This window comes from Kribbella sp. NBC_00662, from assembly GCF_041430295.1.
Taxonomy (GTDB): Bacteria; Actinomycetota; Actinomycetes; order Propionibacteriales; family Kribbellaceae; genus Kribbella.
Window position 1 is genome coordinate 5,367,806 of the sequence record NZ_CP109029.1, and the last position, 22,220, is coordinate 5,390,025.

Here is a 22,220-nt window from a genome sequence, read left to right on the forward strand (position 1 = left end):
ACTGTTGTTTACCGTACGTTCACTGGTCACCACTGCTTGTCGTCGAGCTAGGAGGCCGCCCACCATGTCCAACTCCCTGTCCAGACGTCAGTTCGTCGGCCGCGCGGCAGCTGCCGGTGTGGCGGTCAGCGTGGCCGGCTCGGTCGACGCGCTGTACACCTCGCAGCCGGCGCTCGGGACGTCCGGCCCCAAGATCGGCTACGGCCCGCTGGTCGAGGACCCGGACGGCATGCTGGACCTGCCGCGTGGGTTCAGCTACCGGATCCTGTCCCGGGAGGGCACCGTCCGACCCGACGGCCTGCAGATCCCGAGCCGGTTCGACGGGATGGGCGTCTTCCCGGACCGCAACGGCGGATCCCGGCTGGTCCGTAACCACGAGTGCAGCCCGACCTCGGCGATCAAGGTGGTCGCGCCGGCCGAGCGGACCTACGACCCGGCCGCCGCCGGCGGCACGAGCACGCTGGTCGTGGACCGGCACAACGCGACCACGAAGGAACTCGTCAGCCTCGGCGGTACGGCGATCAACTGCTCCGGCGGCCACACGCCCTGGCGCACCTGGCTGACCTGTGAGGAGACCGAGCTCAAGGCCGGCGAGAGCGGCTACACCAAGGACCACGGCTTCATCTTCGAGGTCGACCCGTACGACGACCGCCGCAACGTCGGCCCGGTCGCGCTGACCGCGATGGGCCGGTTCCAGCACGAGGCGGTCGCGATCGATCCGCGCACCGGGATCGTCTACGAGACCGAGGACGCGTTCGTCGCTCCGCTCGGCGGCTTCTACCGCTTCCTCCCGAACCGCCCGCGCGGCGGCTGGGGGACGCTCCGGGCCGGCGGCGAACTGCAGGCGATGCACATCCCCGGCCTGCCGGACCTGTCGGTCGTCCAGGAGGCCGGCGCCGAGTTCCACGACGTGCAGTGGGTGAAGGTCCCGGATCCGTTGGCGACGACGGAGTCGGTCCGCGCCCAGGACTACGCCAAGCCGATCACCGGCGGCTACAAGCTCGAGGGCTGCTGGTGGGGCGATCTGGACCGGTGCGTGTACTTCGTCTCGTCGTTCGCGCGGACCGAGCTCGGGCCGAAGGTCGACCACGACGGTCAGGTCTGGCGGCTCGACCCGCGCAAGCGCACGCTCCGCCTCGAGGTGATCTTCACCCGGCCGGAGCCCGGCTCCGACGATCCCGAGTTCGATGCCCCGGACAACATCACGATGTCGCCGTACGGCGGTCTGATGATGTGTGAGGACGGTCTCGGTGAGCAGCACATCCTCGGCACCACCGAGGACGGCGAGGTGTTCAAGTTCGCCCACAACCGGATCAACATCGGCACGCCCGAGGAGCCGTCGTACGGCGAGCTGTCCGGAGTGGGCTTCGCGGCCGACGGCCGGACGATGTTCTTCAACGTCTACACCCCGGGGATCACGTACGCGATCACCGGGCCCTGGCGCCGGCGCCGCTAGGCGGTCGCGCCCGGGAAGGCGATCGGTGCGCCGCCCCAGGTGAGTTGGCCGGTCGCCGTACCGAGGAGGCTCTCGATCGCCCAGGCCCGCACCGCCGGTTGTTCGGCGGCCTCGACCAGGTCGCCGTACACCGCGGCGATCCGCCGCTCGATCACCAGGACCAGCGCCGCCGCCGTGGCGGCGTTGGTCACGGGCTGGGGGAGGTCGTACGCCGCTTCGGCCGCGACCGGGGTCTCGCCGGCGGCGACGAGCAGCGCGCTCAGGTGGTCGCGGTTGTCGCGGTGCCGCGCGAACGTGTCGGTCGCCTCCTGGAACCGCACGCCGTTGAGCTTGCCCCCGGCCACGCCCACGCCGTACAGCGCCGCATGCTCACCCGCGAGAGCTGCCTGCAGGGCTTCCACCTGGTTCATGGGGCCTCCCGGCCTGGACTGAGGAGCGGAGGGAGCGAAGCGACCGGAGCGACGAGGGAAGGCCGGGAGTCACAGCCCCATGAACCGCCGCGACGGAGTCGCGGCATCAGCACAGTCACGACTTGTCCTTCTTCTTCGGCGGGGTCAGCGTGGTGCTCAGCTGGGTCTGGGCGGCAGCGATCTCGGCGAGCAGCCGGGCCGGTGCGCCGGACAGCTTGGCCGCGGCGGCAGCGTTCGTGGCTGCCGCGATCGCCTCCTGCCTGGCGAGCGTTGTGAGCGCGACCACGGAGGAGGCAGGCACGGCGACCGCCTTCGCGGCCTTGGCGGCCACGCCCTCGGTCTCCTTGAGCTTCGCGAGGTGACTCGCGTGGTACTTCGCCCCGGCCGCGAGCTGCGCCCGTAGCGCTGGGAACTTGCGGCTCGTGTTTGCGTAGAGCTGGGACAATTGAGTCACCTGGGTCGCCGCCGCACCGAGCGCCGCGACCACCGCCGGGTCCACGGCCGGCGTCTCCTCGGCCGGGCCCTGTGAGGACGACGGTCCACCGTTCACGGCGCCCGGCGTACCGGACCCGGCGGCAGCGTCGTCCTTGCAGCCGGTCAGCGCGACCGCGCCGGGAACGAGGGCGGCGGTCACGACGGCGGCGCGTCGGGTCAGGCGGCGTTCGAGCACGCCGGAACGATACCCGGTGACGCGCCGACACCTGCCTGGGACGAGCCGGTGACCCGGATCGCGAGACCGGCCGGATATGGTGGGCTACTGCCCTTGGCGAGACGGCCGGGGTGGAACGGGTGCACAACTGGAGAGAGAGGCAGGTCAACCTGTGAGCCGAAAGCCAGACCAGACGGGCCACACGGACACCACGAGCCTCGAGAACTTCCTGCGGCCGATCGTCGAGCAGTTCGGCTGCGACCTGGAGGCCGCGGACGTGACACCGGCCGGCCGCCGCCGGCTGCTGCGCGTCCTCGTCGACCGCGACGGCGGGATCAGCCTCGACGACGTCGCCGACGTCACCAGGGCCATCTCCAAGGCGCTCGACGCCGACGACATCATGGGCGACGGCGCCTACACGCTCGAGGTGTCCAGCCCCGGCGTCGACCGGCCGCTGACCCTGCCCCGGCACTGGCGCCGCAACGTCAGGCGCCTGGTCGCCGTCACGCTGAACTCCGGCGGCAAGGTGACCGGCCGGATCAAGTCCGCCTCCGAGGAGGCGGCCGAACTGGATGTGAACGGCAAGGCGCGCACCGTCGCGTACGCCGACGTGGCCAAGGCCAAGGTCCAGATCGAATTCAACCGGGCTGCCGGCAACGACACTGAGCCATCTATTTCTGGTGGAGAAACACCTGCCGACGGCACGGTGGAGGAGAACTGACATGGATATCGACATGGCCGTCCTGCGGTCGCTCGAACGGGAGAAGGACATCGCCCTCGAGGTCGTCGTCGAGGCGATCGAGGCGGCGCTGCTGGTCGCGTACCACCGGACCGAGGGCGCCCAGCAGCACGCCCGGGTCGAGCTGGACCGCAAGACCGGGCACGTGACTGTGTACGCGCGGGAGCTGGCCGAGGACGGCACGCTGGCCCGCGAGTACGACGACACCCCGGCCGACTTCGGCCGGATCGCGGCCACCACGGCCAAGCAGATCATCCTGCAGCGGCTGCGCGACGCCGAGGACGAGGTGCGGTACGGCGAGTTCTCCGGCAAGGAGGGCGACATCGTGTCCGGTGTCGTCCAGCAGGGCCGCGACCCGCGCTCGGTGATGGTCGACCTCGGCAAGATCGAGGCCGTGCTGCCGGCGCCCGAGCAGGTGCCGGGGGAGAAGTACGAGCACGGCTCCCGGCTGCGGGTCTACGTCGTCGGCGTCCGCAAGGGCTTCAAGGGCCCGCAGATCACCGTCAGCCGGACCCACCCGAACCTGGTGAAGAAGCTGTTCGCGCTCGAGGTCCCGGAGATCGCCGACGGAACGGTCGAGATCACCGCGATCGCGCGTGAGGCAGGTCACCGGACCAAGATCGCGGTCCGGACGCTGAACCCGTCGGTGAACGGGAAGGGTGCCTGCATCGGGCCGATGGGCCAGCGGGTGCGCAACATCATGCACGAGCTGCACGGCGAGAAGATCGACATCATCGACCACAGCGACGACCCGGCGACCTTCGTCGGGAATGCGCTGTCCCCGGCGCAGGTTACGTCTGTGGAGGTTGTCGACGCGGCGGCCCGTGCGGCCCGCGTCGTCGTACCCGACTATCAGCTCTCGCTGGCGATCGGCAAGGAGGGGCAGAACGCCCGCCTCGCCGCCCGGCTCACCGGCTGGCGGATCGACATCCGGCCGGATACCGATGTGACGCCTGAGCCGGAGAAGGTAGACTGATCTCTCGGTCCGTCGACTGAGTCGCAACCACACCCTGAGGAAGAAGTGACAGACGCGCGCCCTGGCAGGTCCCGGGAGCGCACCTGTGTCGGGTGCCGGAAGCGGTCCAGTCCGGCTGACCTGCTGCGGATGACGGTTTCTGGAGGACCAGGCAATCTCATGGTCCTCGCGGATCCCGATCGTCGGGCACCCGGCCGCGGAGCGCACCTGCACCCGGCGACCGAGTGCTTCGATCTCGCCGTCCGGCGCAAGGCGTTCCCACGGGCCTTCCGGGTCCCGGGGCCGCTGGACGTGACCGGGCTGCGGGAGTACGTCGCGCAGCGTGATATGTAAGAAGCAATACCAAAGGCAGCCAACCAGGCTGTCCGTGGCGGGCAGACCGTTCCGCCGCGACGACATGAAGGCGGGTCATCGACTCATGACCACTCGATGAGTGTCGAACGATGAGTGCAATGCGATGAGCATGTACGTCAACTAACGGTCCGCGCCCCAGGCTCGGACCAGAGGGAGAGTAGTGGCAAAGGTCCGGGTCTACGAGCTCGCGAAAGAGCTCGGAGTTACCAGCAAGGTCGTTCTGACCAGGCTGAACGACATGGGAGAGTTCGTCCGATCGGCGTCCTCGACGATCGAGGCACCCGTCGTACGACGGTTGGCGGAGGAGTTCGAGAAGAACCCGCCGAAGAAGCGCGCGGCCAAGAAGGCCGCCGCGAGCACGTCTGCCGCGCCGCAGGCGACCGCACCGGTCGCGCCTGCGCCGGCACAGAAGCCGGCCCAGCCGGCCACCCCGAAGGCTCCGGCGGAGCGCCCCGCGCCCGTCGCCGAGTCGGCTCCTGCTCCGGCCGCCGAAGTTCCGGCGGCTCCGGTGACCAGGGCCGAGTCCGCTCCGGTGGCCGAGTCCGCGCCGGCAGTCGAGTCTGCCCCGGCGAAGGCCGCTCCGGCTCCGGGCGCCCGCCCGGGTCCGCGTCCGGGCCCGAAGCCGGGTCCGCGCCAGTCCGCGCCGGCCGAGGCGGCACCGGTCGAGTCCGCTCCGGCGGCGAAGGCCGAGACCCCGGCGTCCCCGGCAGCTCCGTCGTTCGAGGCACCGGCCGCCGCGCCGGCAGCGGAGGCATCGACCCCGTCGACGGCTCCCGCCGCTCGGCGTTCGGAAGGCGACACCACGGGCCGTCCCGCTCCGCGTCCGGCCACGCCGGGCTCCCCGCGACCGGGTGGCTCCGGCCCGCGTCCGTCCGGCCCAGGTGGCCAGGGCGGTAGCCCGCGTCCGGGTGGTCAGGGTTCGGCTCCGCGTCCGGGAGCGCCCCGTCCGGGTGCTCCGCGTCCCGGCGCGCCCCGTCAGGGCGGCCAGGGCGGCGGTCCGCGTCCGGGTGCTCCGCGTCCGGGCAACAACCCGTTCAGCTCGACCCAGGGCATGCAGCGCGGTGGCGCGCGTCCGGGTCAGGGCGGTGGCGGTGGTGACCGGCAGGGGGCTCCGAGCCCGGCCGGTATGGCGCCGCGCCCGCCGCAGGGCCGTGGCGGCAACGACCGCGACCGCGGTGGTAACGACCGGCCGCGCCCGAGTGGCGTGCCCGGCGCTCCGCGCCCCAACCCGGCGATGATGCCGAAGTCCTCTGCCGGCACGTTCACCGGCCGCCCGAGCGGTCCTGGTGGCGGCGGTGGCGGTGGCCGCGGTGGAGGCGGCGGCGGTCGTCCCGGCGGCGGTCCGGGTGCCGGTCCGCGCGGTGGCGGCGGTGGCGCCGGCGGTGGCTTCCGTCCGGGTGGCGGCGGCCCCAGCGGACCCCCCGGTGGCGGCGGTGGCCGTCCGGGTCCGGGCAACCGGGGTCGTGGCGGGACACAGGGCGCCTTCGGTCGTCCGGGTGGTCCGGCACGTCGTGGCCGCAAGTCGAAGCGCGCGAAGCGTCAGGAATTCGACAACATGCAGGCCCCGGCCGTCGGTGGCGTTCGCGTCAAGCACGGTGACGGCGAGGTCGTGAAGTTGCCTCGCGGCGCGTCGCTGACGGACTTCGCCGAGAAGGTCGGAGTCGACCCGGCGTCGCTGGTCCAGGTGCTGTTCCACCTCGGTGAGATGGTGACCGCGACCCAGTCGGTCAACGAGGAGACGCTGGAACTGCTCGGCACCGAGCTGAACTACGACGTCCAGCTGGTCTCGCCCGAGGACGAGGACCGCGAGCTGCTGCAGTCGTTCGACATCGACTTCGGTTCCGACGAAGGCGACGAGGGCGACCTGGCACCGCGGCCGCCGGTGGTGACCGTGATGGGTCACGTCGACCACGGTAAGACCAAGCTGCTGGACGCGATCCGGATGGCGAACGTCGTTGCCAAGGAAGCCGGCGGTATCACCCAGCACATCGGTGCGTACCAGGTGACGACCGAGGTGGACGGCGAGCAGCGGGCCATCACCTTCGTCGACACCCCGGGTCACGAGGCGTTCACCGCCATGCGTGCCCGTGGTGCGCAGGCCACCGACATCGTCATCCTGGTGGTCGCGGCCGACGACGGTGTGATGCCGCAGACGATCGAGGCACTGAACCACGCCCGGGCGGCGAACGTCCCGATCGTGGTCGCGGTGAACAAGATCGACGTCCCGAGTGCGGACCCGGCCAAGGTGCGCGGTCAGCTGACCGAGTACGGCCTGGTGCCCGAGGAGTACGGCGGCGACACGATGTTCGTCGACGTCTCGGCGAAGTCCCGGATCAACATCGACGGGCTGCTCGAAGGTGTCGTGCTGACCGCGGACGCGGCGCTCGACCTGCGGGCCAACCCGAAGATGCACGCCGAGGGCATCGCGATCGAGGCGAACCTCGACAAGGGCCGTGGTCCGGTGGCGACCGTGCTGGTGCAGCGCGGCACGCTCCGGGTCGGCGACTCGATGGTGGTCGGTCCGGCGTACGGCCGGGTCCGGGCCATGCTCGACGAGCACGGCAACAACGTCGAGGAGGCGACCCCGTCGCGTCCGGTGCTGGTGCTCGGTCTGACCGCGGTGCCGGGTGCGGGCGACAAGTTCCTGGTCGTCGACGACGACCGGCGGGCCCGGCAGATCGCCGAGAAGCGGGAAGCCCGTGCTCGTGCGGCCGCCAACGCCAAGCGTCGCGCCCGTCGTACCCTCGAGGACTTCATGGCCTCGATGGAGAAGGGTGAGGCCCAGGAGCTGCTGCTGATCCTCAAGGGCGACGTGTCCGGTTCGGTCGAGGCGCTGGAAGACGCGCTGGTCCGGATCGAGGTCGGCGACGAGGTCAGCCTGCGGATCATCGACCGCGGTGTCGGTGCGATCAACGAGAACGACGTCAACCTGGCCATCGCGTCGAACGCCGTCATCATCGGCTTCAACGTGCGGCCGGCGGGCAAGGCCGGGGACCTGGCCGAGCGCGAGGGCGTGGATGTCCGGTACTACTCGGTCATCTACTCGGCGATCGACGACATCGAGGCCGCCCTGAAGGGCATGCTCAAGCCGATCTACGAGGAGGTCACCCTCGGCCAGGCCGAGATCCGGGAGATCTTCCGCTCCTCGAAGGTGGGCAACATCGCTGGTTGCTGGGTCACCAGCGGCCTGATCCGCCGCAACGCCAAGGTCCGGTTGATCCGGGACGGCGCGGTGGTCGTCGACAACACCGAGTTGTCGTCGCTGAAGAGGTTCAAGGACGACGCGTCCGAGGTCCGCGAGGGCTTCGAGTGCGGTCTGACCATCAACAACTTCAACGACATCAAGATCGGTGACGTCGTCGAGGCGTTCGAGCTCCGCGAGAAGCCGCGCAGCTGATAGTTCGGTGACGGCCCGGACCCGGCCGAAACGTGCTGGTCCGGGCCGTCGGAGTAACGTCCGGGGAGACGGTGTTCTCCCCGGACGTACTCATGAATGAGGGAGTGAGCCCTGATGGGTGAAGCAAGGGCGAAGCAGCTGGCCGACCGGATCCAGGTGCTCGTCGCGGAACTGCTCGAGCGTCGCGTCAAGGACCCCCGGCTGGGGTTCGTCACGGTGACGGATGCCCGGCTGACCGGTGACCTCCGCGAGGCCAGCGTCTTCTACACGGTGTACGGCGACGAGCAGGCCCGCGCGTCCACCGCGGCCGCGTTGGAGTCTGCCCGCGGTCTGATCCGCAGCGAGGTCGGCAAGGCGCTCGGGTTGCGTCACGCCCCGAGCGTGGCGTTCTTCCTGGACGCCGTACCGGAGAACGCCGGCCAGATCGAGGAGCTGCTGGAGAAGGCGCGGATGGCCGACGCCGAGGTGGCCAAGGCCGCCGCGGGTGCCAAGCCGGCCGGCGAGGCGGATCCGTACAAGCGCAAGGACGAAGACGACGAGGACGACGAGGACTGAGTGGCTGACTTCACCCCGGCCTCCGACGGCATCGTCGTCGTCGACAAGCCGGGCGGGATGACCTCGCACACTGTCGTCGCCCGGGTCCGCCGGATCGCCGGGACCAGGAAGGTCGGCCACGCCGGCACCCTGGACCCGATGGCGACCGGCGTACTCGTCGTCGGCCTCAACCGGGCCACCCGGCTGCTCGGCCACCTGCAGCTGGCGGACAAGTCGTACGACGCGACGATCCGGCTCGGGGCGACCACGACGACGGACGACGCCGAGGGCGAGATCGTGGCGACGTACCCGGTCGGCGGCGTGACCGCGGAGGCGATCTCGACAGCCGTGGCCGGCTTCCGCGGGGACATCTCGCAGGTGCCGTCGAAGGTGTCCGCGATCAAGGTCGACGGCAAGCGCGCGTACGAACGCGTCCGGGCCGGCGAGGAGGTCGCGCTCAAAGCGCGTGCTGTCACGGTCTCCCGGTACGACATCCTCGACGTCCGGGTCGGCGCCGACGCGATCGACGTGGACGTGTCGGTCGACTGCTCGAGCGGCACGTACATCCGGGCGCTGGCCCGCGATCTGGGCGCCGAGCTCGGCGTCGGCGGTCACCTGACCGCCCTGCGTCGTACCCGGGTCGGCTCGTTCGACCTGTCCACGGCGCATTCGCTGGAGTCGCTGGCGGAGTCCTTCGACTGGCTGCCGATCGCGGACGTTGCCGCCGGCACCTTCCGCCGGTACGACGCGGACGACGCCGAGGCAGCCGCCATCCGCACCGGCCGCCCGTTGCCCGGCCTCAACCTCGAGCCCGGGCAGACCGCGATGTTCGACCCCACCGGCACCTTTCTGGCTCTCTACGAGCCCCACGGCCCGATCGCCAAACCGACGGCGGTTTTCGTCAGCTGATCCGCGTGGGCCGGGGTACCGGAACGCATGGGCGAGGAGGAGCTGGCGGTCGAGTTCGGCACCGTCGCGAGCTGGACGGCCGACGCCGTCGACGAGCTGGGCCCGGAGTACGCGATCGTCGCGGGATGCCGGGGGAGCGGTGACCCGGCCTTGCTCCATTGGCTGGCGCGGGCGTGCCGGATCGGCCCTGGGACGTCGTTCGTCGACGTCGGCGCCGGTGTTGGCGGAGCGTCCGCGTGGGCGGCGCGGACGTACGGCGTACGGCCGGTGCTGGTCGAGCCGATGGAGGAGGCGTGCCGATCGATCCGGCGGATGTTCGAGCTGCCCGCGGTGTGCGCGGCGGGTGAGCAGCTGTCTTTCGTGGACGATCGGTTCGACGTCGTCTGGTGCGTCGGTGTCCTCTGCACGGTGCACGAGAAAGCGGACCTGCTGCGGGAGCTGAGGCGAGTGCTGACGCCGGGCGGATCGCTCGGGATGATGGTGCTGGTGGCGGAGCCGTCGCTGCACAGCGACGTACCGCACGGGAACGAGTTCCCGCGGGAGGACGAGCTGGTGGGGCTGATCGACGACGCCGGATTCGTGCTTCGCGAGCTGGTCGAGGCGCCGATCGACAGCGCGCCGACCGAGTGGACTCAGCAAGCCGATCGCGTCGACGAACTGCTGGAGAAGGTGCACGGGACCGACGAGCGATGGCTGGCGGCGCAGGAGCAGGCCGGGAAGATGTCCCACCTGCTGTCGACGCGCCAGGTGACGCGCCGGCTTGTGCACGCGACGAAATCTGTCGGAGCGGTCTCATAGCGTACGAACCATGAAATACGGATTCGTGATGGCGTACGGCGATGCGCGGGACGCGGCCGAGTTGGCGCCCTTGGCGGAGGAGCACGGGTGGGACGGGTTCTTCGTCTGGGAGTCGATCTGGGGGATCGACGCCTGGGTGATGCTCGGGGCCGCTGCGATGACGACCGAGCGGATCCGGCTCGGGACGATGCTGACACCGCTCCCGCGGCGGAAGCCGTGGGACGTGGCCGGGCAGGTTTCGACCGTGGACAACCTCAGCGGCGGCCGGGTGATCCTGTCGGTCGGTCTGGGGGTGACCGGCGAGGACCGGTTCTGGCTGTTCGAGGAGGATCCGGGGCGGAAGGTGCGCGCGGAGCTCATGGACGAGTCGTTGGAGATGCTGCCGCACCTGTGGCGCGACGAGCCGTTCGAGTACTCCGGCAAGCACTACCGGTCCAGGAAGATCGCGGAGCTCATGCCGCCCGCGCCACCGCCTCCGGTGCAGCAGCCGCGGGTGCCGACCTGGGTGGTCGGCGGCTGGCCACGGCCGAAGTCGATGCGCCGGGCGGCGCTGCAGGACGGCTGGCTGCCGAACTACGTCGCCCCGGCCGGCGGCGAGCCGGGTGAGCTGACGCCGGAGCTCCTCGTCGACGGCATCGACTGGATCCGCCGGGAGCGTGCCGCCCACGACCTGAGCATGGACGGGTACGACATCGTCGCCGAGGGCAACACCCGCGCCGACGCCCCGAACGCCGCCGACACGGTCCGTCCGTGGGCCGAGGCCGGCGCCACCTGGTGGATCGACGCCGACTGGTCCTCGATGGATCGCGATGTCGTCCGGCAGGCCGCCGAACGCCGCCTCACCGCCGGACCGCCCCGTATCGACTGAGCACGTACGCTGGAGTGGTGCGTTCTCGTCCGACCTTGGCATGGGCCCCCGGGCCTGAGGTGCTGGCATTGGAGCCCGGGTCGACGGACATCGGGCCGGTCGCGCAGACCGTGGCCGCCGGCGGTGTCGTCGTACTGAGCGGCGCCGGTATCTCCACCGAGTCCGGGATCCCGGACTACCGCGGCGAGTCCGGCAGTCTGCGGACCCATACCCCGATGACGTACGGCGATTTCGTGGCCGGCGTGGCCGGCCGCCAGCGGTACTGGGCGCGCAGCCATCTCGGCTGGCGCACGATCGCCCGCGCCGCCCCGAACGACGGCCACCGCGCGGTCGCGGCGCTCCAGGCCCGCGGATACCTGAACGGCGTCATCACCCAGAACGTCGACGGCCTCCACCAGGCCGCCGGCGCCCGCGACGTGATCGAGCTGCACGGCAACCTCGACCGGGTCATCTGTCTCAGCTGCGGTACGACGTCCGCTCGCGAAGCCCTCGACCGCCGGCTGAAGGCCGCGAACCCGGAGTTCGAGGCCGAGGTCACCCGGATCAACCCCGACGGCGACGCCGAACTCCCCGCCGAGGCAGTCGGCACGTTCCAGCTGGTCGACTGCACCAACTGCGGCGGCATCCTGAAACCGGACGTCGTGTTCTTCGGTGAGAACGTGCCGCGGGCCCGCGTCGAGCGCTGCTACGACCTCATCGACGACGCGAACGCCGTACTCGTCCTCGGCTCGTCCCTCACGGTGATGTCCGGTTTCCGCTTCGTCCGGCACGCGGCGAAGTCCGGCATCCCGGTCCTGATCATCAACCAGGGACTGACCCGCGGCGACCCGTACGCGACCCAGCGGATCAATCTGCCGTTGGGTCGGGCCCTGACCGAACTGCTCGAAGAAACCACCGGGCCGAGCCCTGCGTGAGGTGGCTCGGCCCGGGGTCCGCGGTACGGATTGGAAAGGGTCAGCGTTGCGCGCTGGTCCGTACGCGGTTCAGGGAGGCCTGGACGGCCTGGGGTGATGCCGCAGCCTGCTTCGCCAGCGTCCGTGCCTTGGCCGCCCAGGCGGACTGCTCCGCCGCGGTCACCGTGGCCGGCGCACCGGTCAGCGTCTTGTAGGTGAGGGCCGCCATCCCCGCCTCGCCCTCGTACCGCGGGTGGTAGTTGAAGGCCCGGAGCAGGTTGATGTCCTTGCCCTGGATCCAGGCCTGCCCGTCCGGCGCGCAGGCGTCGTGCCCGGTCGACGGCCCGAAGGTGTCGACGTACGTCGCTCCGCCCGCGACGGCCGCGTTCGACACGGCGGCGTTCAGCGCCTGCTCGATCGAGTACAGGTAGGTGTAGTCGCCGTCGGCGAACGGCAGCACCGACGGGCAGGTGCCGTGCTCGGGTGCGATCTTCGGGTACCCGATCAGCAGGATCTTCGCCTTCGGCGACCGGGCTCTGATGCCCTGGACAACGACGGCGATCCGGGTCTGGGTCTGGGCGATCTTGGCCCGCAGTGTGTCCACCCCGTCGACCGTGAAGTGCGCCTTGCACGGAGAGCCGGTCGGGTCGGAGGCGCGCAGCCCGGGACAGGTGTCGATGATGCTGCCGAACACGCCGAAGTCGTTCCCGCCGATCCCCAGCGTCACCAGGTCCGTATCCGGGGTCAGCGCGTCGAACTGCGGCGCCGCTGTACCGAGCACGGTGCTCTGCGGCTGCGTCATGTTGGTCGTGTCCGCGCCGCCGCAGCTCACGTCGGTCAGGCGCACGTGCAACGCGGCCGCGAGCAGCTTCGGGTAGTTGTTGTACGACCGGACACAGCCCAGCGACAACAGGTCAGGCAGCGGGACGAACGGCGCCGAGGTGTAGGAGTCGCCGAGCGCGACATAGTTGGTGAAGCGCGGAGCAGCCGAAGCGCCGGCAACCGGAATGCTGCCGAGCAGAACGAGTGCCGTGCAGGCAGCAAGCAGACGACGTAGCTTCACGAGACCTCCCCAGGGCTCACCAGTGCGCGGCCCACCCTAAGTTGAGTTACCACGCGATTACAAGGGGTGATCTGCCACCTGGTGCGCATGATCGCGGCCGGGCATGGAATCCTGCTGCCATGCGTGTCTGGCACGGATTGGACCAGGTGAGCCCGGATTTCGGGCCGACGGTCGTCACGATCGGCAACTTCGACGGTGTGCACCGCGGTCACCAGGAGGTGCTCGCGCACGCCAAGGCGCGAGCCGCCGAGCTGGGCGGCCTGCCGGTGGTCGCGCTCACCTTCGACCCGCATCCGATGCGGGTCCTGCGGCCCGACCATGCGCCGCTGATGCTCAGCGAACCCGAGCAGCGGGCCGAGCTGCTCGGGCAGCACGGCGCCGACGCGGTGCTCATCCTCCCGTTCACCAAAGAGGTGTCGGGCTGGTCGCCGGAGGAGTTCATCGACCGGGTCCTGGTCACCGCGCTGCACGCCAAGGCGGTCGTGGTCGGCGAGAACTTCCGCTTCGGCCACAAGGCGGCCGGACACGTGGACACGCTCGTCCAGGCGGGTACGCAGTACGGCTTCCAGGTCGAGGGACTGAGCTTGGCGGGGGAGCAGCAGCCCTGGTCGTCGACGTACGTGCGTCAGCAGCTCGCCGACGGTGACGTCGAGGCGGCCGCGGAGGCGCTCGGCCGGCCGTTCCGGGTCAGCGGCGTGGTCATCGAGGGCGACAAGCGCGGCCGCGAGCTCGGCTACCCGACCGCCAACATCCCCGCCGACCCGGGCGCGGCAGTGCCCCAGGACGGCGTGTACGCCGGTTGGCTGACCGTCCTGACACCGGCTCCCGGCGCTCCGGCGTACCCGGACCCGCTGCCCGCGGCGATCAGCGTCGGCAGCAACCCGACCTTCGACGGCGTGGACCGCCGGGTCGAGTCGTACGTGCTCGACCGCGACGATCTCGAGCTGTACGGCGCGAAGGTCGCGATCGACTTCGTGGCCCGGCTGCGCGGTACGCAGATCCGCTTCGACACCATCGACGACCTGCTGGTGCAGATGAAGGCCGACGTCGACGGCGCCCGCACCCTGCTCGCGCGGGATTAGGGTGACGCGTCCACGGACTGATACGCTGGCTGCTGCCGTCTGAACGGCCGCGGACCGAGAGTGCTCGGGTGAAGAATGCCCCGGTGCGCCGCGCAACGGAAATCGAGAGGAAACCTGTGTCATCGATTGATGCCGCAACGAAGAAGACGATCATGGGTGAGTACGCCCTGACCGAGGGTGACACCGGGTCCCCCGAGGTCCAGGTCGCGCTGCTGACGCACCGCATCGCACACCTCACCGAGCACCTGAAGGAGCACAAGCACGACCACCACAGCCGTCGTGGTCTGCTGCTGCTCGTCGGCCAGCGCCGCCGGCTGCTGAACTACCTGGCGAAGAAGGACATCAACCGCTACCGGTCCTTGATCGAGCGGCTCGGCCTTCGCCGATGACGTCGCGAGGAGCGGCCCCCGAAACCTGGGTGGCCGCTCCTGGCGTATCCGCGCCCGGGTGACATCCCGGTCGCGGCACAACTGAATACAGACGCAAGACGTACGAGGCGACGCGAAGCGCGTGGCGGGAGGACGACCGGTCCTCGGTAGTGGCTTTCGGAACAACAGTTTCCGCGGGCCTCGATCGAAGACCGGCACCCCGGCAGCTCGCGCCTCGCAGTCGTCACACTGTGAGAGAGGGGTATCCCGTGTCGGGATCCACAAGTGCGCCCATGGAGGGCGCCGAATTCGCTGAGGCCGTCATCGACAACGGCAGCTTCGGCACCCGCACCATCCGCTTCGAGACGGGCCGCCTGGCCCAGCAGGCCGCGGGCTCCGCGGCTGCCTACCTCGACGGCGACACGATGGTGCTGTCGGCCACCACGGCCAGCAAGAAGCCCAAGGACCAGTTCGACTTCTTCCCGCTGACGGTCGACGTCGAGGAGCGGATGTACGCCGCGGGCCGCATCCCGGGCTCGTTCTTCCGCCGCGAGGGTCGCCCGTCCGAAGAGGCGATCCTGACCTGCCGGCTGATCGACCGCCCGCTGCGGCCGTCGTTCGTCTCCGGCCTGCGCAACGAGATCCAGGTCGTCATCACGGTCCTGGCGCTGAACCCGGACAAGCTGTACGACGTGCTCGCGATCAACGCGGCCTCGATGTCGACCCAGCTCGCCGGCCTGCCGTTCTCCGGCCCGATCGGCGGCGTCCGCGTCGCGCTGATCGAGGGCCAGTGGGTGGCGTTCCCGACCCACACCGAGCTCGAGGACGCGGTCTTCGACATGGTGGTCGCGGGCCGGGTCACCGAGACCGGTGACGTCGCGATCATGATGGTCGAGGCGGAGTCGACCCCGGGCACCTTCGACAAGGTGGCCGCGGGCGTCCAGGCGCCGACCGAGGAGATCGTGGCCCAGGGCCTCGAGGCCTCCAAGGCGTTCATCAAGACGCTGGTCGAGGCGCAGGCCGACCTGGCCGCCCGGGCCGCGAAGCCGACCGGTGAGTTCCCGGTCTTCCCGGACTACGCCGACGACGCGTTCGCCGCGGTCGAGGCCTCGGCGAGCGAGGAGCTCGCCCAGGCGCTGACGATCGCCGGCAAGCACGAGCGCGACGACGCCACCGACGCGGTCAAGGCCGCCACCGTGGAGAAGCTCGCCCCCGACTTCGAGGGCCGCGAGAAGGAGCTGTCCGCAGCCTTCCGCTCGCTGACCAAGAAGCTGGTCCGGCAGCGCGTGCTCAAGGAGAAGATCCGCATCGACGGCCGCGGGCTGGCCGACATCCGGCCGCTCAAGGCGCAGGTGCGGGTGCTCCCGCGCGTGCACGGCTCGGCGCTGTTCGAGCGCGGCGAGACCCAGATCCTGGGTGTCACCACACTGAACATGCTCCGGATGGAGCAGCAGCTGGACACGCTCTCCCCGGAGACCCGCAAGCGCTACATGCACAACTACAACTTCCCGCCGTACTCGACCGGTGAGACCGGCCGGGTAGGTTCGCCGAAGCGCCGCGAGATCGGTCACGGTGCGCTGGCCGAGCGGGCCCTGGTGCCGGTGCTGCCGTCGCGCGAGGACTTCCCGTACGCGCTGCGTCAGGTGTCCGAGGCGATCGGTTCGAACGGCTCGACCTCGATGGGGTCGGTCTGCGCCTCGACGCTGTCGCTGCTGTCGGCCGGTGTGCCGCTGAAGGCGCCGGTCGCGGGTATCGCGATGGGCCTGATCTCCGGCGAGATCGACGGCGAGACGCAGTACGTCGCGCTGACCGACATCCTGGGCGCGGAGGACGCGTTCGGCGACATGGACTTCAAGGTCGCCGGTACGAAGGACTTCGTCACCGCCCTGCAGTTGGACACCAAGCTGGACGGCATCCCGGCCAGCGTGCTGGCCGGTGCGCTGACCCAGGCCAAGGACGCCCGCCTGACGATCCTGGACGTGATGGCCAAGGCCATCGACGCGCCGGGTGAGATGAGCGAGTTCGCCCCGCGGGTCATCTCGGTGAAGGTCCCGGTCGACAAGATCGGCGAGGTCATCGGCCCGAAGGGCAAGATGATCAACCAGATCACCGAGGACACCGGCGCCGACATCTCGATCGAGGACGACGGCACCGTGTACATCGGCGCGACCGACGGCCCGTCGGCCGAGGCGGCCCGGGCCGCGATCAACGCGATCGCGAACCCGACCATGCCGGAGAAGGGCGAGCGCTACCTGGGCACGGTCGTGAAGACGACCAACTTCGGTGCGTTCATCAGCCTGCTGCCGGGCAAGGACGGCCTGCTGCACATCAGCAAGCTGCGTCCGCTCGCCGGTGGCAAGCGGGTCGAGGCCGTCGAGGACGTGCTCTCGGTCGGCCAGAAGCTGCAGGTCGAGATCGCCGAGATCGACGACCGCGGCAAGCTCTCGCTGATCCCGGTGATCGAGGGCGAAGAGGCCAAGAAGGACGACGAGAAGAAGGCAGAGTCCGCGGCCGAGTGACTCGTGCAACCACCAGCACGCTGCTGAGCCCGGAGGCGGGCGGCCCGGTGAAACGGACCGTCCTGCCCTCCGGGCTTCGTGTGCTGTCCCAGTCCGTCCCAGGGTTCCGATCGGTGACGTTCGGACTCTGGGTCGGCGTCGGCTCCCGGGACGAACCGGAACAGCTGGCCGGCGCCACACACTTCCTCGAACACCTGCTGTTCAAGGGCACCGAGCGTCGTGACGCGCTGGAGATCTCGGCCGCGATCGACGCGGTCGGCGGTGAGATGAACGCGTTCACCGGCAAGGAGTACACCTGCTACTACGCGCGGGTGCTGGACTCCGACCTGCCGCTCGCGGTCGATGTCATCTGCGACATGATCACGTCCGCCACGCTGACGTCGGCCGACGTCGAGAGTGAGCGCGACGTCATCGACGAAGAGATCGCGATGCATGCCGACGAGACGTCGGACCACATCCACGACCTGTTCGCCGAGCAGCTGTGGGGCAGGTCCCCGCTCGGCCGTTCGATCACCGGTACGCCGGAATCGGTGGCTGGACTGTCCCGCCAGCAGGTCGTCGGCTGGTACCGGCGGCGCTACAAGCCGTCCAACATCGTGGTCTCGGTGGCCGGCAACGTCGATCACGCCGAGGTCGTTCGCCTGGTCCGCAAGGCGTTCGAGCGCCATTGGGTCACCGCCGAGGCCGAGCCCGTTGCCGTACGACGTGCCGGCAAGCGGATCCCGACGTACGGCGGGGTGCAGGTGCACCACCGCGACGTCGAGCAGGCGCATCTGGTGCTCGGCATGCCCGGCCTGGTCCGCAGCGACGAGCGCCGCTACATCGCCGGCGTCCTGCACGGAATCGTCGGCGGTGGGATGTCGTCGCGGCTGTTCCAGGAGGTCCGGGAGAAGCGCGGCCTGGCGTACTCCGTGTTCACGTTCGGTTCGGCGTACGCCGACTCCGGCATGGTCGGCGTCTACGCCGGTTGCCTGCCGAAGAAGGCGCCCGAAGTACTCGACGTGATCCGCGGCGAGCTCGAGTCGATTGCCGGAGGCAACATCACGCCCGACGAACTGCTGCGTGGCAAGGGCCAGATGCGCGGTTCGGTCGTGATGGGCCTCGAGGACACCGGTGCCAAGATGACCCGCATCGCCAAGGCCGAGCTGGTCTACGGCGAGCTCCCCACGGTCGACGAGATCCTGCACCGGATCGACTCGGTCACCCTCGACGACGTCACCGCACTGGCCGCCGAGCTCTACGCCGGCACCCCCGCCCTGACCGTCATGGGCCCGTTCGACGAGGACACCACCGCCTTCACCGTGTAGCTCCCGGGTGGCAGACTGACAGATGGCCTGGGGGAGGCTTGGGGGCAGGTCATGGGCACACTCGAGGACTTCCGGGGTGAGCTGATTCATCCTGGCGATCCGTCGTACGACGAGCACCGGAAGGTCTGGAACGGGTCGATCGACCGTCGGCCCGGGGTGATCGCACGCTGCACCGGCGTCGCCGATGTGCGAAGTGCGCTCGCTTATGCGCGTCGTACCGGCGGGCCGGTCGCGGTGCGTGGCGGCGGGCACAGCTTCCCGGGCCATTCGACGTGTGACGGCGGGGTCGTGCTCGATCTCAGTCCGCTGAAGGGGATCCGCGTCGATCCGGTACGGCGTACCGCCCGCGCGCAGGCCGGCGTACTGCTGGGGGAGCTCGATCGCGAGACGCAGGAGTTCGGGCTGGCCACGCCGGCCGGGATCGTCACGCACACCGGCCTCGCGGGGCTGACGCTCGGCGGCGGGATCGGCTGGCTGATGCGCAGGTACGGCCTGACGATCGACAACCTGCTCTCGGTCGACATGGTCACGGCCGAGGGCGAGCTGCTGACGGCTGACGAGGAGCACAACGCCGAGCTCTTCTGGGGGATCCGCGGTGGCGGCGGGAACTTCGGCGTCGTCACCGAGTTCGAGTTCCAGCTGCATCCGGTCGGCCCGACCGTGTACGCCGGAATCATCGCCTGGCCGATGGACCGGTCCCCGGAAGTCATGCGTTTCTACCGGGACTGGATCGCCGATGTGCCGGACGAGCTGACCACCGCGATCGTCCACCGCTGTCTGCCGTCGCTGCCGACGATCCCGTCCGAGTTGCATGCCCGCCCGGCCGTGGTCGTCGTGGTGAGTTACGCCGGTGCCGTCGAGGACGGCGAGCGGGTGGTTGCGCCGTTGAAGGCGTTCGCGCCGCCGATGCTGGATCTCTGCACAGCGCGGCCGTTCCTGAGCCTGCAGTCGATGCTCGACCCGAGCTTCCCGCACGGGCGGTGGTACTACACCCGCGCGTGTGACGTCGACGAGTTGACCGACGAGGTGATCGACATCGCCGTCGAGCGCGGGCAGGCGATCGATTCGCCGTACTCGCTGTTCCCGATCTTCCAGCTCGGCGGCGCGATCGCGCGGGTTGACCCGGACAGCACGGCGTACGGCGGCCGGTCGCACGGGCATGCGTTCAACTTTGTTGGTGCGACCCTCGGTCCGGAGGGCTTCGACGCACAACGCGACTGGGTCCGCGAGTCGTCGAAGGCCCTCGAACCCCATCAGGCCGGCGTCTACGTCAACTTCCTCACCGACGAGGGCACCGACCGGATCCGGTCGGCGTACGGTGCGGCGACGTACGACCGGCTGCAGGCGCTCAAGCAGAAGTACGATCCCGGGAACCTGTTCCATCTGAATCAGAACATCCCGCCGAACTGAGCCGGACCGGCTGCGTCCGGTAGCCACGGAGGACGAGGCGATCCCGGCGGGCGGCCGGCCCGGCCGGCGTGATCGCCGGGAAGCGGTCGACCAGACGAGCGAACGCCACCTTCGCCTCCAGGCGGGCCAGGCTGTTGCCGAGGCAGATGTGCGCGCCGGCGCCGAAGCTCAGCGGTTTGTTGTCGGCTCGCGCCGGATCGAAGCGATCGGGCTCCGGAAACCGGGCCGGGTCGCGGTTCGCGGCGCCGAGCAGCAGGATGAGATCGCTGCCCGCGGGCATCGAGATGCCACCCACTGACAGTCCGTCGGTACGGGCGACGCGGGTCGTGACCTGCACGGGGGAGTCGTAGCGCAGGACCTCCTCGACGAAGGCCTCCGGATCCGAGGCAAGCTGTGGCCGGCCGAGCAGAATCGCGAGGCCGTTGCCGAGCAGGTCCGTGGTGGTCTCGAAGCCGGCGACCAGGAGCAGGATCAGATTCGCGAGCAGCTCCTCGTCGGACAGCCGTCCGTCGCCCGCGTCCCGCGCGGCGACCAGCGCGCTGACCAGGCTGCCGGGTGCTGGATCGCGGATCAGCCGGACGAAGTACTCGCCCAGCTCACGCGCCGCCGCGTCCGCAGACTCGTCCGACGCATCGGTGAGCTCGAGCGCCGCGGTCAGATCGGAGGCGAGCGGCCGGAAGCGATCCCGCTCCGATGCCGGTACGCCGAGCAGCTCGCAGATGACCGTGACCGGCAGCTGAAAGGCGAACCGGTCCATGAAGTCGACCTCCGCCGGGAGACCGTCGAGCAGGTCGTCCACCGCGGTCTCGATCGCCGGCTGCAGCGCGGCGACGCGGCGGGGCGTGAAGACCTGTGAGATCAGCGACCGCATCCGCCCGTGGTCCGGAGGGTTGGCTCGGAGGATCGACCGCTGCATCAGCTCCAGCGCCGGCCGGCTCGAGGGATCGGTCCGGATCCCGAAGCCGGGATTCCGCAGTACTTCGTTGGCCGCCGCGTAGCCGACGATCACGAAGACGGTGTCGGTGATCGGTAGCACCGGCCCGAGCCGATGCGCTTCGGCGTACAGCGGGAACGGATCGGCCCGGCCCGCGCGGGAGAGCAGTGACTCGATGAGGTTCATACCCGCCGCCCGAGGAGGAGGTAGCCGACGGCGTACAGGGTCGCGCCGGCGACTTCGAAGATCTGGATCAGGCCGAACTTCGGGCCCGAGGTGAAGATGAACAGGCCGCCGATCGTGTAGGCCAGGGCGCCGACACCGAGCAGTACGCCGGTCAGCCGCTGCCGTAGCGTCCATCCGAGCCAGAGATAGCTCAGGGGGAAGATCAGCAACGCCGGGAACACGATCAGCGCGGCGGGTGTGTCGAGGTCCGCGGGTTCGTGCACCATGCTCGGCGCGTACTCCGCCCGCACCGGGTTGTGCGAGCCGTCGAAGATGATCAACGCGAACCAGAACAGGGTGCCGACCAGCGCGGCGTACCAGGCTGCGAGCTCGCGGCGACGGGTGACTTGGTTGCCTAGAGCAATCATGCTGGCCAGGCAGACGATCTGGAGCGCCAGACCGGCCGCCTGGACGTCGTGGGTGAGTCCGTACCGCTCGCCGACGTTCGCGATGCTCCAGCCGTCCCGTGCGGGGTGCAGCAGCGTGCCGAGCCAGAACACCGGCCCGCCGATGAACGCGGTCAGTCGTGCGGTGGTGCGCAGTTGCCGGCGCAGGCCGGTCGGCGCCGGAAGGGTCTCTGTCATCGCTGCTCCGATTTCACTAGAGTACTCCACTAGCGAACCACTAGAGGCTTGCTCTAGTCAACTGGTAGGCTGCCGGTCATGAGCACGCGAGCGGAGAAGGCGCAGGCCAACCGGCAGCGGATGCGGGCGGCGGCGCAGACCCTGTTCACCAGCCGGGGGTACTCCGCGACGTCGATGCAGGCGATCGCCGACGAGGCCGGGATGGCGGTGCAGACGCTGTACTTCACCTTCCGCACCAAGCGCGCGCTGCTCGGCGAGTTGCTCGATGTCGCGATCGCCGGTGACGACGAGCCGGTCCCGACGCTGGACCGGCCCCGGGTAGTGGCGGCGATCGACAACCCTGATCCGGTCGCGCAACTGCAGGAGCTGGCGGGGATCGCCCGGGAGATCTACGAGCGGGTCGCGCCGGTGCTCCAGGTCGTCGCACACGCTGCGCCGGGCGACCCGGAGATCCACGAGCTGTGGATGACGAACAACGCCCAGCGGGCAGTCGCGATGGAGCGGTTCATCACCGCCCTCGCCGGCAAGACGCCGCTGCGCGACGGGCTCGACGTCGCGATGGCGACCGATATCGCGCTCGCCTTGCAGAGTCCGGAGATGTACCAGTTCTTCACCACGCGCCGGGGCTGGACGCCCGCGGTCTGGGAGCGGTGGACCGCGGACGCGCTCGTGACACAGCTCCTTCCGCCCCGGTAAGGTCCTGCGTCACAACGTGATCTGCCACTGGATCCCATCTGGACGGGCG

Annotated in this window: 21 protein-coding genes; 16 read left to right on the plus strand and 5 right to left on the minus strand. The window is 70.0% G+C overall.

Translation table 11 applies throughout. From position 1 onward, the window contains the following. Positions 1-64: 64 nt before the first annotated feature. Positions 65-1,456 carry an alkaline phosphatase PhoX gene (locus OHA10_RS26810; RefSeq protein WP_371401519.1) on the plus strand — a complete coding sequence of 464 codons (1,392 nt, stop codon included), beginning with the start codon at positions 65-67 and terminating at the stop codon, positions 1,454-1,456. On the opposite strand, the gene OHA10_RS26815 is transcribed toward OHA10_RS26810, so the two are convergent. Together OHA10_RS26815 and OHA10_RS26820 are read right to left on the minus strand one after the other, a co-directional pair. Then, positions 1,453-1,866: a ferritin-like domain-containing protein gene (locus OHA10_RS26815; RefSeq protein ID WP_371401520.1), complete on the minus strand. Its 414-nt coding sequence runs from the start codon at positions 1,864-1,866 to the stop codon at positions 1,453-1,455. The two genes, OHA10_RS26810 and OHA10_RS26815, sit on opposite strands and share 4 nt — an antisense overlap. Before the next feature lie 115 nt (positions 1,867-1,981). Further along, complete coding sequence (locus OHA10_RS26820) at positions 1,982-2,536, minus strand: cell division protein FtsK (protein WP_371401521.1); 555 nt, start codon at positions 2,534-2,536, stop codon at positions 1,982-1,984. Between the two features lie 151 nt (positions 2,537-2,687). Here OHA10_RS26820 and rimP point away from each other — a divergent pair, with 151 nt between their 5' ends. The 9 genes from rimP to OHA10_RS26865 all read left to right on the plus strand — a co-directional run bounded on the left by rimP (position 2,688) and on the right by OHA10_RS26865 (position 12,004). Then, on the plus strand, positions 2,688-3,236 hold the full coding sequence (rimP, locus tag OHA10_RS26825) for a ribosome maturation factor RimP (RefSeq protein ID WP_371401522.1): 549 nt from the start codon (positions 2,688-2,690) through the stop codon (positions 3,234-3,236). Between the two features lies 1 nt (position 3,237). After that, a complete protein-coding gene (gene nusA, locus OHA10_RS26830; protein WP_137254572.1) occupies positions 3,238-4,230 on the plus strand; it encodes a transcription termination factor NusA in 993 nt (330 codons plus the stop codon). 45 nt (positions 4,231-4,275) lie between these two features. Then, complete coding sequence (locus tag OHA10_RS26835; RefSeq protein ID WP_371401523.1) at positions 4,276-4,563, plus strand: YlxR family protein; 288 nt, start codon at positions 4,276-4,278, stop codon at positions 4,561-4,563. 181 nt (positions 4,564-4,744) lie between these two features. Continuing rightward, positions 4,745-7,981 (plus strand): translation initiation factor IF-2, encoded by a 3,237-nt coding sequence (gene infB / locus OHA10_RS26840; protein WP_371401524.1) that lies wholly within the window; start codon positions 4,745-4,747, stop codon positions 7,979-7,981. A gap of 114 nt (positions 7,982-8,095) precedes the next feature. Further along, complete coding sequence (gene rbfA, locus OHA10_RS26845; protein WP_371401525.1) at positions 8,096-8,536, plus strand: 30S ribosome-binding factor RbfA; 441 nt, start codon at positions 8,096-8,098, stop codon at positions 8,534-8,536. Then, positions 8,537-9,424, plus strand: coding sequence for a tRNA pseudouridine(55) synthase TruB (truB, locus tag OHA10_RS26850; RefSeq protein ID WP_371401526.1), 888 nt, complete (start codon positions 8,537-8,539; stop codon positions 9,422-9,424). Between the two features lie 27 nt (positions 9,425-9,451). Then, positions 9,452-10,222 (plus strand): class I SAM-dependent methyltransferase, encoded by a 771-nt coding sequence (locus tag OHA10_RS26855; RefSeq protein ID WP_371401527.1) that lies wholly within the window; start codon positions 9,452-9,454, stop codon positions 10,220-10,222. A gap of 10 nt (positions 10,223-10,232) precedes the next feature. Beyond that, positions 10,233-11,090: an LLM class flavin-dependent oxidoreductase gene (locus OHA10_RS26860; protein WP_371401528.1), complete on the plus strand. Its 858-nt coding sequence runs from the start codon at positions 10,233-10,235 to the stop codon at positions 11,088-11,090. Between the two features lie 17 nt (positions 11,091-11,107). Beyond that, positions 11,108-12,004, plus strand: a complete 897-nt coding sequence (locus tag OHA10_RS26865) for an NAD-dependent protein deacetylase (protein WP_371401529.1) — start codon at positions 11,108-11,110, stop codon at positions 12,002-12,004. 40 nt (positions 12,005-12,044) lie between these two features. On the opposite strand, the gene OHA10_RS26870 is transcribed toward OHA10_RS26865, so the two are convergent. Next, a complete protein-coding gene (locus OHA10_RS26870) occupies positions 12,045-13,046 on the minus strand; it encodes an SGNH/GDSL hydrolase family protein (RefSeq protein ID WP_371401530.1) in 1,002 nt (333 codons plus the stop codon). A gap of 119 nt (positions 13,047-13,165) precedes the next feature. Here OHA10_RS26870 and OHA10_RS26875 point away from each other — a divergent pair, with 119 nt between their 5' ends. From OHA10_RS26875 to OHA10_RS26895, 5 genes are all read left to right on the plus strand, one after another. After that, complete coding sequence (locus OHA10_RS26875) at positions 13,166-14,128, plus strand: bifunctional riboflavin kinase/FAD synthetase (RefSeq protein WP_371401531.1); 963 nt, start codon at positions 13,166-13,168, stop codon at positions 14,126-14,128. Between the two features lie 125 nt (positions 14,129-14,253). Next, positions 14,254-14,517, plus strand: a complete 264-nt coding sequence (gene rpsO / locus OHA10_RS26880; protein WP_267901756.1) for a 30S ribosomal protein S15 — start codon at positions 14,254-14,256, stop codon at positions 14,515-14,517. Between the two features lie 272 nt (positions 14,518-14,789). After that, entirely contained in the window at positions 14,790-17,015 is a 2,226-nt protein-coding gene (locus tag OHA10_RS26885; protein ID WP_371401532.1) for a polyribonucleotide nucleotidyltransferase, read from the plus strand. 47 nt (positions 17,016-17,062) lie between these two features. After that, complete coding sequence (locus tag OHA10_RS26890; protein WP_371407996.1) at positions 17,063-18,322, plus strand: M16 family metallopeptidase; 1,260 nt, start codon at positions 17,063-17,065, stop codon at positions 18,320-18,322. A gap of 51 nt (positions 18,323-18,373) precedes the next feature. Further along, positions 18,374-19,732: an FAD-binding oxidoreductase gene (locus OHA10_RS26895; protein WP_371401533.1), complete on the plus strand. Its 1,359-nt coding sequence runs from the start codon at positions 18,374-18,376 to the stop codon at positions 19,730-19,732. Here OHA10_RS26895 and OHA10_RS26900 read toward each other — a convergent pair. After that, positions 19,671-20,852, minus strand: a complete 1,182-nt coding sequence (locus tag OHA10_RS26900; RefSeq protein ID WP_371401534.1) for a cytochrome P450 — start codon at positions 20,850-20,852, stop codon at positions 19,671-19,673. The two genes, OHA10_RS26895 and OHA10_RS26900, sit on opposite strands and share 62 nt — an antisense overlap. Further along, positions 20,849-21,475, minus strand: a complete 627-nt coding sequence (locus OHA10_RS26905) for a hypothetical protein (protein ID WP_371401535.1) — start codon at positions 21,473-21,475, stop codon at positions 20,849-20,851. The genes OHA10_RS26900 and OHA10_RS26905 overlap by 4 nt, the downstream gene beginning before the upstream one ends. Before the next feature lie 78 nt (positions 21,476-21,553). On the opposite strand from OHA10_RS26905, the gene OHA10_RS26910 reads away from it, so the two are divergent. Next, a complete protein-coding gene (locus OHA10_RS26910; RefSeq protein ID WP_371401536.1) occupies positions 21,554-22,171 on the plus strand; it encodes a TetR/AcrR family transcriptional regulator in 618 nt (205 codons plus the stop codon). Positions 22,172-22,220 lie beyond the last annotated feature (49 nt).

Coding starts and splice junctions, on each gene's coding strand:
- OHA10_RS26875 (WP_371401531.1), top strand. CDS start 13,166: ATGCGTGTCTGGCACGGATTGGACCAGGTGAGCCCGGATTTCGGGCCG.
- OHA10_RS26885 (WP_371401532.1), top strand. CDS start 14,790: ATGGAGGGCGCCGAATTCGCTGAGGCCGTCATCGACAACGGCAGCTTC.
- OHA10_RS26910 (WP_371401536.1), top strand. CDS start 21,554: ATGAGCACGCGAGCGGAGAAGGCGCAGGCCAACCGGCAGCGGATGCGG.
- rbfA (WP_371401525.1), top strand. CDS start 8,096: ATGGGTGAAGCAAGGGCGAAGCAGCTGGCCGACCGGATCCAGGTGCTC.
- OHA10_RS26900 (WP_371401534.1), bottom strand. CDS start 20,852: ATGAACCTCATCGAGTCACTGCTCTCCCGCGCGGGCCGGGCCGATCCG.
- OHA10_RS26895 (WP_371401533.1), top strand. CDS start 18,374: ATGGGCACACTCGAGGACTTCCGGGGTGAGCTGATTCATCCTGGCGAT.
- OHA10_RS26855 (WP_371401527.1), top strand. CDS start 9,452: ATGGGCGAGGAGGAGCTGGCGGTCGAGTTCGGCACCGTCGCGAGCTGG.
- OHA10_RS26860 (WP_371401528.1), top strand. CDS start 10,233: ATGAAATACGGATTCGTGATGGCGTACGGCGATGCGCGGGACGCGGCC.
- nusA (WP_137254572.1), top strand. CDS start 3,238: ATGGATATCGACATGGCCGTCCTGCGGTCGCTCGAACGGGAGAAGGAC.
- OHA10_RS26905 (WP_371401535.1), bottom strand. CDS start 21,475: ATGACAGAGACCCTTCCGGCGCCGACCGGCCTGCGCCGGCAACTGCGC.
- OHA10_RS26810 (WP_371401519.1), top strand. CDS start 65: ATGTCCAACTCCCTGTCCAGACGTCAGTTCGTCGGCCGCGCGGCAGCT.
- OHA10_RS26815 (WP_371401520.1), bottom strand. CDS start 1,866: ATGAACCAGGTGGAAGCCCTGCAGGCAGCTCTCGCGGGTGAGCATGCG.